A 13,432-nucleotide genomic window follows, 5' to 3' on the forward strand; every position below is an offset into this window, starting at 1 on the left:
GAAGCAATCCATACTTCCGCGGCGGGGAAATGGATTGCTTCGCTGCGCTCGCAATGACGATGCGGAGCTAGTGATTGTCCCGCGCCACGCCGACCTTGCCGGCGATGTCGTGGTAGCGGGTCGCGAGCTCGAGGCAGGCGCCGGTCGCGTGCTGACCGACGGTTTGCCGGTAGAGCTCCTGCCACGGCGTCTGGTTGGCCGGGTGCGGGAAGCCGCCCTTGGCCTTCAGCTCGGCGCGGCGGGTACGCAGCTCATCCTCCGAGATCATGATGTTGGCGCTGCCCTTGTTGAGGTCGATGCGCACCTTGTCGCCGGTCTTGAGGATCGCGAGCCCGCCATCGGCGGCGGCTTCCGGCGAGGCGTTGAGGATCGACGGCGAGCCCGAGGTGCCGGACTGCCGGCCATCGCCGATGCAGGGCAGGGACAGGATGCCGCGTTTGATCAGCGCCGCCGGCGGCTGCATGTTCACGACCTCGGCGCCGCCGGGATAGCCGATCGGACCGGTGCCGCGAACGAACAGGACGCAGTGCTCGTCGATGTCGAGCGCGGGATCCTCGATCCGCGTGTGATAGTCCTCCGGGCCCTCGAACACGATGGCGCGGCCCTCGAAGGCGTTGAGGTCCTTCGGGTTGGACAGATAGCGGTCACGGAATTCCTTCGAGATCACGCTGGTCTTCATGATCGCGGAATCGAAGAGATTACCGCGCAAGACCAGGAAGCCGGCGTCCTTCACCAGCGGCTTGTCGTAGCCCCAGATCACGTCGCCGTCGGGCTTCGGCGCTTCCTTGCAGTTCTCACCCATGGTGCGGCCGTTGACGGTGAGGGCGCCTTCATGGATGCGCTTGTGCTTGATCAGCTCGCGCACCACCGAGGGCACGCCGCCGGCGCGGTGATATTCCTCGCCGAGATAGAAGCCGGCCGGCTGCATGTTCACCAGCAGCGGCACGTCATGGCCGTATTTCTGCCAATCGTCGATCGACAGCTCGACGCCGACATGGCGCGCCAGCGCATTGATGTGGATCGGCGCATTGGTTGAGCCGCCGATCGCGGAGTTGACAACGATGCAGTTCTCGAACGCCTCGCGAGTCAGGAAGTCCGACGGCTTCAAATCTTCCCAGACCATGTCGACGATGCGTTTTCCGGTCTCGTAGGCGATCTGGCCGCGCTCGCGATAGGGCGCCGGGATTGCCGCGCAGCCTGGCAGCGAGAAGCCGAGCGCCTCGGCGAGCGAGTTCATGGTGGAGGCGGTGCCCATCGTGTTGCAATGGCCGACCGAGGGCGCCGAAGAGGCCACGATCTCAATGAACTGCTCATAGTCGATCTCGCCCGCGGCGAGCCGTTCGCGCGCCTTCCACACCACCGTGCCGGAGCCGGTGCGCTGGCCTTCGTGCCAGCCGTTCAGCATCGGGCCGCCCGACAGCACGATCGCCGGCAGGTTGACGGTCGCAGCCGCCATCATGCAGGCCGGGGTGGTCTTGTCGCAGCCGGTGGTCAGCACCACGCCATCAAGCGGATAGCCAAACAGGATCTCGACCAGGCCGAGATAGGCGAGATTGCGGTCGAGCGCCGCGGTCGGGCGCTTGCCGGTCTCCTGGATCGGATGGGTCGGAAACTCCATCGCGATGCCGCCGGCGGCGCGGATGCCCTCGCGGACGCGGTGCGCGAGCTCAAGGTGGTGCCTGTTGCAGGGCGACAGGTCGTTGCCGGTCTGGGCGATGCCGATGATCGGCTTGCCGGACTGCAATTCCTCGCGGGTCAGGCCGTAGTTCAGGTAGCGCTCCAGATAGAGCGCGGTCATGCCCGGATTGTGCGGGTTGTCGAACCATTCCTGGGAGCGGAGCCTGCGGCCCTTGCCCGTCTTGGTCTCGCCTGCGGCGCTGTGCCCGTTGGTGTGGGGTTTTGTCATTGGTTTCTCCCGCAATGCAAACTCTTGATGGGCCCATTCAAGGGCTCTGGTTCAACGTGTTCTACCTGGCGCAAATCGTCACGCACTACAAACCTCGACGATCACGCACAGGTGTTTCACTGGATGGATTGGACCTTAGTTGAAGGCGCTTGGTTGCGCTACCATTTTGTCATTTTTCGCGTCACTCCTGACCGGATGGTGTCGGGTGGATGTCAGCTGCGTCGCGCCGAGCTTTGCCGCTCCATGACACTGAAGCCGAGATCGACGACGGGCTCGGCGGGCCGGCGTCCTTCGAGCGTCTCGATCACCATCATGGCAGCGTTTCTGCCCATTTCGTAGCGATTGGTGCGCACGCTGCTCAGCGTCGGCTCGCTCGATGCCATGAATTCGAGATCGTTGAAGCCGACGATCGCCATCTGCTCTGGCACCGCCATGTGACGGCGCTTGCATTCGAACAGCGCGCCGAGCGCCAGGTCGTCATTGACGCAGAACACGGCGTCGATGTCGGGCGTCTTGGCGAGCAGGTCGGCAAACAGCGTCCCACCCAATGTCACCGAGGTCGGAATCGCCGTCGTGACAATGAGCTGCGGATCGAACAGCCCGGCCTCGGTCATCGCGGCGCGATAGCCGTCAAGCCGCCGCTGCACCCGCGGATCCATTCGCGCGCCGAGGAAGCCGATCCGCCGGTTGCCCTGCGCGAGCAGATGGGCGATTGCGGCTTTTGCCGCGTCAAAATGCGAGAATCCGATCATCATGTCGATCGGGGAGGGACCGACTTCCATGATTTGCACGATCGGGCAATCGACCGTTTCCATGATGCGGCGGGAATCGGCGGTCTGGTTGATGCCGGTGATGATCAGCCCGGCCGGCTTCTGTGCCAGAAAGAGACGCAGCAGGCGCTCTTCCTGCAGGATGCTGTAGCGGGTGTTGGCGAGCTGAATGCTGTAGCGGCTGCCGTCGAGCGCGTCATAGATGCCGCGCAGCACGTCGGCGAACACGTTGTTGGTCAGCGACGGGATCAGGACACCGATCACCTCGGTGCGCTGCGACGCAAGCGCGCGTGCCGCGAGATTGGGCACGTAACCGAGTTCTTTTGCCGCACTTTCGACCCGGGCGCGCTTGCCGGCCGAGAGTGCATCCGGATTCCTGAAGAAACGCGAGGCCGTGATCGGACTGACGCCGGCAAGCTTCGCGACTTCGGCGAGCCGGATCTTGCCTGGCGTGATGTGTTTTCGGGCCATTTGCCGCTCATATCACGACGTTCGTTGCAGACAAACCGATATTGACAGCGCTACCAAGCGATTGCTAATCGAACGATTGCCAAAACCGGATAAACTGCGGACAATAACGCAAGTCCAACAGAGCCGCGCACCCAGCGTGGCCGGAACAAAGCAGAGCGGTGGCGGCACTCGTCGTACGCCGTCGGGAACTTGAGGGAGGGAAGTGGATGTCGTCGGTCCAGATTCGCGACGTGCGGAAGTCGTTCGGCAATTTTGAAGTCCTGCACGGCGTGTCGATCCCGATCGAGGACGGCGAGTTCGTCGTTCTGGTCGGCCCCTCCGGCTGCGGCAAGTCGACCCTGCTGCGCATGTTGGCCGGACTTGAGAACATCACCTCCGGAACGATCTCGATCGGCGACCGCGTCGTCAACAATGTCCAGCCCAAAGAGCGCGACATTGCGATGGTGTTCCAGAACTACGCGCTCTACCCGCACATGACGGTCGCCGACAATATGGGCTTCTCGCTGAAGCTGCGCGGCGCCAAGCCCGAGGAAATCTCGAGCGGGGTCAAGCGCGCAGCCGAAATCCTCGCGCTGACGCCGCTGCTCGAGCGCTATCCGCGCCAGCTCTCCGGCGGCCAGCGCCAGCGTGTCGCGATGGGCCGCGCCATCGTGCGCGATCCGCAGGTGTTCCTGTTCGACGAACCGCTGTCGAACCTCGACGCCAAGCTGCGCGTTGCCATGCGCACCGAGATCAAGGAATTGCATCAGCGGCTGAAGACCACGACCGTCTACGTTACCCACGACCAGATCGAGGCCATGACCATGGCCGACAAGATCGTGGTGATGCATGATGGCATCGTCGAGCAGATGGGCTCGCCGCTGGAGCTCTACGACAAGCCGGAGAACCAGTTCGTGGCCGGTTTCATCGGCTCGCCGGCGATGAATTTCCTCAAGGGCAAGGTGAAGGTGAACGGTGCCGCCTATTTCGAGGGACCGAACGGCGTCAAGCTGCCGCTGAAATCGGCGCCGGCCAATTCCGACGGCAAGCCCGCGGTCTACGGCGTGCGGCCCGAGCATTTCACCATCGCCGATGACGGCGCCGAAGCCGAGATCGTGGTGGTCGAGCCGACCGGCTCGGAGACCCAGGTGTTCGCCAAGCTCGGCGGCGAGCAGGTCGTCGCCGTGTTCCGCGAACGCCATCAGTTCAACCCGGGCGACAAGGTTCGGCTCAAGCCGGATCCGGCGCTGGTCCATCTGTTCGACGATTCGACGGGGAAACGACTGAATAGCTGACCGACTGATCGATCTGAATGGCCGACCAACAGGCCAGATCAAAAACAAGAAAAACACAGTCATTTGGGAGGAAGGACGATGCACGATTTTACTCGCCGCTCGCTACTTCAGGGCGGCACCGCGCTGGCCGCAACCGGGATGCTGACCGGGCCGGCGCTGTTTGACTTCGCCAAGGCCTGGGCGCAAAGCGCGCCCTGGAAGGCGGAGCCCGGCGCCAAGCTCACCGTGATGCGCTGGAAGCGCTTCGTGCCCGCGGAAGACGATGCCTTCAATGCCATGGTGGCGGCCTTCAAGGCGGCAACCGGCACCGAGATGAACGTGTTCAGCGAGTCCTTCGAGGACGTGCAGCCGAAGGCCTCGGTCGCCGCCAACACCGGCTCGGGTCTCGACCTTGCCTGGGGCCTGCACACGCTGCCGCAGCTGTTCCCGACCAAGGTTCTCAAGATGAACGACGTTGCCGATTATCTCGGCAAGAAGTACGGCGGCTGGACCGAGGCCGCGGCCAAGACCTGCAAGCAGGGCGATGACTGGCTCGGCATTCCCGTCGCGACCATCGGCGGCTATCTGACCTATCGCAAGTCGGCGGTCGAGAAGGCCGGCTTCAAGCAGGTGCCGTCCGACTTCCCGGCCTATCTCGAACTCTGCAAGGCGCTGAAGGCGAACAACACGCCGGCCGGCTTCGCGCTCGGCCATGCCACCGGCGACGCCAATGCCTGGGTCCACAACATCCTCTGGGGCTTCAACGGCTGGACCGTCGACAAGGACGACAAGGTCATCATCAACTCGCCGGAGACGATGAAGGCGCTGGAATACGCCAAGGCGCTGTCGGATACCTTCATTCCCGGTGTCGCATCCTGGAACGATTCCTCCAACAACAAGGCGTTCCTGTCCGGCGAATTGTACCTGACCTCGAATGGCATCTCGATCTACGTCGCGGCCAAGGACGACCCGAGCAAGAAGGAGCTCGCCGAAGACATCGACCACGCGCTGTGGCCGGTCGGCCCGATCGGCAAGCCGACCGAGCTGCAACTCGCGGTTCCGATCCTCGCCTTCAACTTCTGCAAATATCCGAATGCGGCAAAGGCGTTCATCGCCTTCATGCTGGAGAAGGAGAATTTCGAGAAGTGGCTGTCGGGCGCGCGGGGTTACCTCACCCACACGCTCAACGCCTACGACACGGCGCCGGTCTGGACCGCCGACCCGAAGAACGCGGTGTTCGGCCAGGCCTCGAAGCGCGCGCTGCCGGCCTCCGGCATCGGCACGCCCGGCGAGAAGGCGGCGACCGCGATCGCCGACTTCATCGTGGTCGACATGTTCGCGAACTACTGCACCGGCGCCAAGGACGGCAAGACCGCGATGGCGGAGGCCGAGCGGCAGCTGAAGCGGATCTATCGCTGATGTGATGGCCGCGGGCGGCGGACGACCGCCGCCCGCGCCGTCATTGGAATGCCATCACTGGAATATTGCGTAGTCATGCTCAATCCTTTGAGCAATCGGGACATCGCCTATGGCTGACATCGCCCTTGCGCCGCGACGTGCGAAGACCGAAATCCGCGAAGCGACCGCCTGGGATCAGCTGCGCCACAACAAGAACTGGCTCGGCTTCTGGTTCATGGTGCCGGCGATGGCGTTCCTGATCTTCTTCCTGGCCTATCCGCTGGGGCTCGGGATCTGGCTGTCCTTCACCGACACCCGCATCGGCCGCGTCGGTCATTTCATCGGTACCGAGAACTATGAGTGGCTGTGGGATGATTCCATCTTCTGGCTGTCGGTGTTCAACACGCTGCTCTACACCTCCGTCGCGAGCGCGGTGAAATTCGCGGTCGGGCTCTATCTCGCGCTACTGCTCAACGAGCGCATGCCGTTCAAGGCGCTGCTGCGCGCCGCGGTGCTGATCCCCTTCATCGTGCCGACCGTGCTGTCGGCGTTGGCGTTCTGGTGGATCTTCGATTCGCAGTTCTCGATCATCTCCTGGTCGCTGAAGCATCTCGGCCTGATCACCCAGAACATCAATTTCCTCGGCGACACCACCTGGGCCCGCATCTGCGTGATCTTCGCCAATATCTGGCGCGGCGTGCCGTTCGTCGCGATCACGCTGCTGGCAGGCCTGCAGACCGTGCAGCCCTCGCTCTACGAGGCGGCGACGCTCGACGGCGCCTCGCGCTGGCAGATGTTCCGCTTCATCACTTATCCCTTGCTGACGCCGATCATCGCGGTCGTGATGACGTTCTCGGTGCTGTTCACCTTCACCGATTTCCAGCTGATCTGGGCGATGACCCGCGGCGGCCCGGTCAACGCCACCCATCTGATGGCGACGCTGTCCTACCAGCGCGCGATCATCGCCGGACAATTGGGCGAGGGGGCCGCGATCTCGAGTGCCATGATCCCGTTCCTGCTCGCCGCGATCATGGTGTCCTGGTTCGGCCTGCAGCGCAGGAAGTGGCAGCAGGGAGAAAGCAATGACTGACCTTCCGGCCCCCAAGGTCGATCTCAAGTCCATCCTGTCGACGCCGGCGCGCGCCGACAACAGCGAGGGGATGAGCTATTTGCAGTCGGTGCCGCGGCGGATCGTGACGCTCTACATTCCGCTGTCGATCATCGTCATCATCCTGCTGTTCCCGTTCTATTGGATGGGGCTGACCGCGATCAAGCCGGACGACCAGCTGCTCGACCTCGACAGGTACAATCCGTTCTGGACCTGGAATCCGACCTTCAAGCACATCCACAAGCTGCTGTTCGAGAGCTACTATCCGCACTGGCTCTGGAACACGATGTATGTGGCGATCGGTGCCACCGTGCTGTCGATCATCGCGAGCGTGCTCGCGGCCTATGCGATCGTGCGGCTGCGCTACAAGGGCGCCAACGTCGTCGGCGGGCTGATCTTCCTGGCCTATCTGGTGCCGCCGTCGATCCTGTTCATTCCGCTCGCCACCGTCGTGTTCCAGTACGGCCTGTTCGACTCGCCGATGGCGCTGATCCTGACCTATCCGACGATCCTGATCCCGTTCTCGACCTGGCTTCTGATGGGCTATTTCAAGACCATCCCGTTCGAGCTCGAGGAGTGCGCACTGATCGACGGCGCCAGCCGCTGGCAGATCCTGATCAAGATCGTGCTGCCGCTTGCCATTCCCGGCCTGATCTCGGCCTTCATCTTCTGCTTCACGCTGTGCTGGAACGAGTTCATCTACGCGCTGACGTTCCTGCAGTCGACCCCGAACAAGACCGTGCCGGTCGCCATCGTCAACGAATTCGTTGACGGTGACATCTATCGCTGGGGCTCCCTGATGGCAGGGGCGCTATGCGGCTCGCTGCCGCTGGTTATTCTTTACGCCTTCTTCGTTGAGCACTATGTCTCGGCGATGACGGGTGCCGTGAAGGAATAAGCGCGCAAGGCCCGCAGCTGAATTCGAAGAAGAGAAGAAAAGGAGCAGGGTCGTGCACATTCTGATTCTGGGCGCCGCGGGCATGGTCGGCCGCAAGCTCACCGAGCGTTTGCTGCGCGAGGGCCGCCTCGGCAAGCAGGACATCAGCAGGATGACCTTGCAGGACGTGGTCGCGCCGGCCAAGCCCGCCAACGCCTCGATCCCGGTCAATGTCGTCGCATCCGATTTCGCCGATGCCGGCGCCGCCGCGCCCCTGATCGCCGGGCGCCCGGACGTGATCTTCCATCTCGCCGCAATCGTCTCGGGCGAGGCGGAGGCCGAGTTCGACAAGGGCTACCGGATCAATCTCGACGGCACCCGCTACCTGATCGACGCGATCCGCGCCGTCGGCGGCGGCTACAAGCCGCGGCTGGTGTTCACCTCCTCGATCGCGGTGTTCGGTGCGCCGTTCCCGGAGAAGATCGGCGACGAGTTCTTCCATACGCCGCTGACGAGCTACGGCACGCAGAAGTCGATCTGCGAGCTGCTGATCAACGACTACACCCGCAAGGGCCTGCTCGACGGGATATCGATCCGTCTGCCGACGATCTGCGTGCGTCCGGGCAAGCCGAACAAGGCGGCGTCCGGCTTCTTCTCCAACATCATCCGCGAGCCGCTGGCGGGCGAGGAGGCGGTGCTGCCGGTGTCGGAGGACGTGCGGCACTGGCACGCCTCGCCGAAATCGGCGGTCGGCTTCCTGGTCCATGCCGGTACCATGGACCTCAATGCGATCGGACCGCGGCGTAATCTCAGCATGCCCGGGATGTCCGTCACCGTCGGCGAGCAGATTGAGGCGCTGGAACGGGTCGCCGGCAGGAACGTCACCGCGCGCATCAAGCGGGTGCCCGATCCGACCATCATCGGCATCGTCTCGGGCTGGCCGCGCGATTTCGTCACGGACCGCGCGCTGAAGCTCGGCTTCACGACGGCCGAAAAGACGTTCGACGACATCATCCGCATCCACATCGAGGACGAGCTGGGCGGCAAGTTCGCCGCCTAGCTCCGCTCAGGCACGCGGGTCTTGGTATGACCAGGGTCGCCAGCATCGGCGAATGCATGATCGAGCTGCGTCAGGCTCCGGGCGGTCAGCCCGGAGGGCTGTATTCGCGCTCCTATGGCGGTGACACGCTCAACACGGCGGTTTATCTGTCCCGGCTCGGTGTCCACAGCGATTACATCACGGCGCTCGGCGATGATGCGCTGAGCGATGAGATGATCGCGGGCTGGGCGAGCGAAGGCATCGGCACCAAGCATGTCGCGCGATTGGCAGGCATGCTGCCGGGGCTCTATCTGATCCAGACCGACGACAAGGGCGAGCGGCGCTTCTTCCACTGGCGCGACAGCGCCGCCGCCCGCGAGCTGATGGACCTGCCCGAGACGGACGACACCCTGAACTCGCTCGCGACTTACGACATCGTCTATCTCTCGGCGATCACGCTCTCGATCCTGCGCGAGGACGGACGCAACCGCCTGATGGCGGCGCTGAAGCGCGCGCGGCTGCTGGGCACGCGCTTCGCGTTCGACACCAATTTCCGCGCCCGCGGCTGGCCTGACCTGGCTCTTGCGCGGAAGGTCTTCAGCAGCGCATTCGAGACCGCCGATATCGTGCTGGCCTCGACCGAGGATCTGGCGCCGCTCTATCCCGGCGAGAGCAATACGGCATTGCTCGCCGGCATCTCGAGCCCCGAGGTCGTGCTGAAGCTCGCCGAGCCCGCCTGCATCGTGCGTTCGGCCGGCGGAACGCGCGAGGTGAGGGCGGAGCCGCTGCCGAAGCCCGTGGTCGATACCACGGCGGCCGGCGACAGTTTTGCCGCGGCCTATCTCGCCGCGCGGCTCGGCGGGGCGGAGCCCGAGGAGGCGGCCCGCGCCGGCCATCGTCTGGCCGGGGTCGTGGTGTGCTATCCTGGTGCGATCATTCCGCGTTATGCCATGCCGCCGAAGAAGGCGCCTCGTCCCCCACCATCCCGCAAGGCCTCGCAATGACAACGACATCGAAGCAGGACCGGATCGCCGAGCTGATCCGCCAGGCCACCGTGATCCCGGTGCTGACCATCGAGCGACTTGCCGATGCGGTGCCGCTCGCCAAGGCGCTGGTCGCGGGCGGCGTGCGGACGCTCGAGGTGACGCTACGTACGGCGGTCGCGGCCGATGCGGCCAAGGCCATCATCGCCGAGGTGCCCGATGCTGTGGTCGGGATCGGCACGATCCTCAATGCCGACGATCTGGCGCGCGCCGAGGCGCTCGGCGCCAAATTCGGCATCAGCCCGGGCGCGACGCCCGAGCTGCTGAAGGCGGTGGCTGCCAGCCGGCTGCCTTTCGCGCCGGGGATCGCGACCGCCTCTGAGCTGATGCAGGCACTGGCGCACGGCTTCGACGTCGTCAAATTCTTCCCCGCCGAGCAGGCCGGCGGTATCAAGGCACTGCGCGCCTTGGCCGGTCCATTCCCGAGCGTCAGGGTCTGTCCGACCGGCGGCATCGGCGAGGCCAACGCGGCGACCTGGCTCGCCGAGCCCAATGTGCTGGCGGTCGGCGGTTCCTGGCTGTGCCCGGCGGCCGATATCCGCGCCGGCAACTGGGAAGGCATAACCGCCATGTGCGCGAAGGCGATGAAAACGCTGAAAGCCGGCTAGAACGCCGTTCCGATAGGAACGGGGTTCTAGATTCTGGTTTTGACGCGTTTTCTTCACGCGAACCGGTGTCCACTTCGCTCGAAAACGCTCTCGAGATGCGCTACATGACTCCCGAACCGGAACAGGGAGATACGGCCATGACAGCAGCCAGCATTGTGGGTTGGGCGCACACGCCATTCGGAAAGTTTGACGCGGAGACCGTCGAGGGCCTCGTCGTCAAGGTCGCCAACGAGGCGCTCGCCGATGCCGGCATTGCCGCGTCCGATGTCGACGAGATCATGCTCGGCCATTTCAACGCCGGCTTCTCGCCGCAGGATTTTACGGCGTCTCTTGTGCTGCAGGCCAATCCGGCGCTGCGCTTCAAGCCGACCACCCGCGTCGAGAACGCCTGCGCCACCGGATCGGCCGCCGTGCACCAGGGCATCCGCGCCATCGAGGCGGGAGCCGCGAAGATCGTGCTCGTCGTCGGCGTCGAGCAGATGACGAAGACGCCAGGTCCGGAGATCGGCAAGAACCTCCTGAAGGCGTCCTATCTGCCTGAAGACGGCGACACGGTCGGCGGCTTCGCGGGCGTATTCGGCAAGATCGCGCAGGCCTATTTCCAGAAATACGGCGACCAGTCGGATGCACTGGCGATGATCGCCGCCAAGAACCACAAGAACGGCGTCGCCAACCCCTATGCGCAGATGCGCAAGGATTTCGGCTTCGATTTCTGCCGCGCCGAGAGCGACAAGAATCCGTTCGTCGCGGGTCCCTTGAAGCGCACCGATTGCTCGCTGGTCTCCGATGGCGCCGCGGCACTGGTGCTGACCGATGCCGAGACCGCCAAGACCATGGGCAAGGCGGTGAACATCCGCGCCACTGCCCATGCGCAGGACTTCCTGCCGATGTCGAAGCGCGACATCCTGCAGTTCGAAGGCTGCACCGTCGCCTGGCAGCGCGCGCTGCAGAAGGCCGGCCTGCAGCTCTCCGATCTCTCCTTTGTCGAGACCCACGACTGCTTCACCGTCGCCGAGCTGATCGAATATGAAGCGATGGGCCTGACGCCAAAGGGGCAGGGTGCGCGCGCGATCATGGAAGGTTGGACCCAGAAGGACGGTAAGCTGCCGGTCAATCCGTCCGGCGGCCTCAAGGCCAAGGGCCATCCCATCGGCGCCACCGGCGTCTCCATGCACGTGATGAGCGCGATGCAGCTCACGGGACAGGCGCCCGAGGGCATGCAGCTCAAGCACCCGCAGATTGGCGGCATCTTCAACATGGGCGGCGCCGCGGTCGCCAACTACGTCTCGATCCTCGAGCCGGCGAAGTAGCTTGAACATTGCCGAATGGCTGGCGGCGACGGCACGGGCGCGTCCCGATGCGCCGGCGCTGCTGACTGGCTTCGATCTCGACGCTGATTATGCAACCTTTGCCCGCCGCGCCGCCTCGATCGGGGCGGCGCTGGCGTGCGATCACGGCATTGCCGCCGGCGACCGCATCGCGCTATTTGCCGGCAATTGCACGCAATATCTCGAATGCCTCTATGGCATCTGGTGGATCGGCGCCGCGGCGATCCCGATCAACGCCAAGCTGCACGGCCGCGAGGCGGCGTGGATCTGCGGCAATGGCGGCGCCAAACTGGCTTTCGTCTCCGACGACACGATCGGCGCGCTGACCGAAGCAAAGGACGACTGCCCCGCCGGCATGACCATGCTGTCGGTCGACAGCGACGCGTACAGGACGATGCGAAGCGGCGAGGGGCCAGCTGCGCCATTGCCGCGCGAAAGCAACGATCTTGCCTGGCTGTTCTACACCTCGGGCACGACAGGTCGACCCAAGGGCGTGATGCTCAGCCACGGCAATCTGGTTGCGATGTCGCTGTGCTATCTCGCCGACGTCGATCCTGCGACGCCGAACGATGCCTCGCTCTATGCGGCGCCGATCTCGCATGGTGCGGGCCTCTACAACTTCCCGCATGTCCGGATGGGCGGCCGCCACGTCGTTCCTGAAACCGGCGGCTTCGATCCGGACGAGGTGCTCAACCTCGGCCGCCAGCTCGACAATGTCGTGATGTTCGCGGCACCCACCATGGTGCGCCGCCTGGTCGATGCCGCCAAGAAGCGTGGCGAGAACGGCGAGGGACTGCGCACCATCATCTATGGCGGCGGGCCGATGTACAGCGCCGACATCCTGGATGCGATGGCGACCATGGGCCAGCGCTTCGTGCAGATCTATGGCCAGGGCGAGTCGCCGATGACGATCACGGCGCTGTCGCGTGACTGGCACCGCGCGAGCGATCATCCCCGGTATCTCGAACGGCTGGCTTCGGTCGGCACCGCGCAGAGCGTCGTCACCGTGCGCATCACCGGCAAGGACGGCAAGCCGCTGCCCGCGGGCGAGACCGGCGAGATCGAGGTTAAGGGCCTAACCGTGATGCTCGGCTACTGGAACAATCCGAAGGCCAATGAAGAGACGCTGAAGGACGGCTGGCTGCGCACCGGCGATGTCGGCCGCCTCGATGCCGACGGCTTCCTGACGCTGTCGGACCGTTCCAAGGACGTGATCATCTCCGGCGGCACCAACATCTATCCCCGCGAGGTCGAGGAGGCGCTGCTGACGCATCCTGATGTCCGCGAGGTCTCGGTGATCGGCGTGCCTGATCCGGAATGGGGCGAGATCGTCGTCGCCTGCGTCGTGCTCGCGGACGGTGCCATCGCCGACGACGGCAAGCTCGACGCGCATTGTCTGGCCTCGATCGCCCGCTTCAAGCGGCCCAAGCGCTACGTCTATCTCGAGGCCCTGCCGAAGAACAATTACGGCAAGGTGCTGAAGACCGCTTTGCGGGAAATGATGGCCAAGGGCATGGGCAAAAGCGCGATGAGGCCGGGTTGAATCGAAAACATCGAAAACAACCCCATGCACAGTAGGGATTGGGGTCACCAAAGCGGTTAGGGGATAGGCCGCCGCCTTCCGTCGCGCT

The 13,432-nt window shown here is 64.4% G+C and carries 11 protein-coding genes; 9 read left to right on the forward strand and 2 right to left on the reverse strand.

What is annotated here, in order from left to right; all coding sequences use genetic code 11:
* Positions 1-67: 67 nt before the first annotated feature.
* Complete coding sequence (locus AC066Y_RS18910; RefSeq protein WP_478275199.1) at positions 68-1,906, reverse strand: IlvD/Edd family dehydratase; 1,839 nt, start codon at positions 1,904-1,906, stop codon at positions 68-70.
* Positions 1,907-2,118: 212 nt separating this feature from the next.
* Positions 2,119-3,147: an HTH-type transcriptional regulator GntR gene (gene gntR / locus AC066Y_RS18915; protein ID WP_478275200.1), complete on the reverse strand. Its 1,029-nt coding sequence runs from the start codon at positions 3,145-3,147 to the stop codon at positions 2,119-2,121.
* A 206-nt stretch (positions 3,148-3,353) separates the two neighbouring features.
* Between gntR and AC066Y_RS18920 the strand changes: the two genes are divergently transcribed.
* The 9 genes from AC066Y_RS18920 (at position 3,354) to AC066Y_RS18960 (ending at position 13,344) form a co-directional block, all read left to right on the forward strand.
* The gene (locus tag AC066Y_RS18920) at positions 3,354-4,421 is read left to right on the forward strand and encodes an ABC transporter ATP-binding protein (RefSeq protein WP_092113040.1); all 1,068 of its coding nucleotides are present in this window, start codon (positions 3,354-3,356) and stop codon (positions 4,419-4,421) included.
* Between the two features lie 78 nt (positions 4,422-4,499).
* On the forward strand, positions 4,500-5,819 hold the full coding sequence (locus AC066Y_RS18925; protein WP_456656299.1) for an ABC transporter substrate-binding protein: 1,320 nt from the start codon (positions 4,500-4,502) through the stop codon (positions 5,817-5,819).
* A gap of 109 nt (positions 5,820-5,928) precedes the next feature.
* Complete coding sequence (locus AC066Y_RS18930; RefSeq protein WP_212315055.1) at positions 5,929-6,888, forward strand: carbohydrate ABC transporter permease; 960 nt, start codon at positions 5,929-5,931, stop codon at positions 6,886-6,888.
* On the forward strand, positions 6,881-7,804 hold the full coding sequence (locus tag AC066Y_RS18935; protein ID WP_478275201.1) for a carbohydrate ABC transporter permease: 924 nt from the start codon (positions 6,881-6,883) through the stop codon (positions 7,802-7,804). The genes AC066Y_RS18930 and AC066Y_RS18935 overlap by 8 nt, the downstream gene beginning before the upstream one ends.
* A 52-nt stretch (positions 7,805-7,856) precedes the next feature.
* Positions 7,857-8,843, forward strand: a complete 987-nt coding sequence (denD, locus tag AC066Y_RS18940; RefSeq protein WP_478275202.1) for a D-erythronate dehydrogenase — start codon at positions 7,857-7,859, stop codon at positions 8,841-8,843.
* A 26-nt stretch (positions 8,844-8,869) separates the two neighbouring features.
* Positions 8,870-9,826: a sugar kinase gene (locus AC066Y_RS18945; protein ID WP_478275203.1), complete on the forward strand. Its 957-nt coding sequence runs from the start codon at positions 8,870-8,872 to the stop codon at positions 9,824-9,826.
* A complete protein-coding gene (gene eda / locus AC066Y_RS18950; protein ID WP_478275204.1) occupies positions 9,823-10,473 on the forward strand; it encodes a bifunctional 4-hydroxy-2-oxoglutarate aldolase/2-dehydro-3-deoxy-phosphogluconate aldolase in 651 nt (216 codons plus the stop codon). The genes AC066Y_RS18945 and eda overlap by 4 nt, the downstream gene beginning before the upstream one ends.
* Before the next feature lie 137 nt (positions 10,474-10,610).
* The gene (locus AC066Y_RS18955; protein ID WP_478275205.1) at positions 10,611-11,783 is read left to right on the forward strand and encodes an acetyl-CoA acetyltransferase; all 1,173 of its coding nucleotides are present in this window, start codon (positions 10,611-10,613) and stop codon (positions 11,781-11,783) included.
* 1 nt (position 11,784) lies between these two features.
* Positions 11,785-13,344 (forward strand): class I adenylate-forming enzyme family protein, encoded by a 1,560-nt coding sequence (locus AC066Y_RS18960; RefSeq protein WP_478275206.1) that lies wholly within the window; start codon positions 11,785-11,787, stop codon positions 13,342-13,344.
* Positions 13,345-13,432 lie beyond the last annotated feature (88 nt).

The sequence above is a fragment of the Bradyrhizobium sp. USDA3010 genome, from assembly GCF_056429065.1.

Coding starts and splice junctions, on each gene's coding strand:
- AC066Y_RS18910 (WP_478275199.1), bottom strand. CDS start 1,906: ATGACAAAACCCCACACCAACGGGCACAGCGCCGCAGGCGAGACCAAG.
- gntR (WP_478275200.1), bottom strand. CDS start 3,147: ATGGCCCGAAAACACATCACGCCAGGCAAGATCCGGCTCGCCGAAGTC.
- AC066Y_RS18920 (WP_092113040.1), top strand. CDS start 3,354: ATGTCGTCGGTCCAGATTCGCGACGTGCGGAAGTCGTTCGGCAATTTT.
- AC066Y_RS18925 (WP_456656299.1), top strand. CDS start 4,500: ATGCACGATTTTACTCGCCGCTCGCTACTTCAGGGCGGCACCGCGCTG.
- AC066Y_RS18930 (WP_212315055.1), top strand. CDS start 5,929: ATGGCTGACATCGCCCTTGCGCCGCGACGTGCGAAGACCGAAATCCGC.
- AC066Y_RS18935 (WP_478275201.1), top strand. CDS start 6,881: ATGACTGACCTTCCGGCCCCCAAGGTCGATCTCAAGTCCATCCTGTCG.
- AC066Y_RS18945 (WP_478275203.1), top strand. CDS start 8,870: ATGACCAGGGTCGCCAGCATCGGCGAATGCATGATCGAGCTGCGTCAG.
- eda (WP_478275204.1), top strand. CDS start 9,823: ATGACAACGACATCGAAGCAGGACCGGATCGCCGAGCTGATCCGCCAG.
- AC066Y_RS18955 (WP_478275205.1), top strand. CDS start 10,611: ATGACAGCAGCCAGCATTGTGGGTTGGGCGCACACGCCATTCGGAAAG.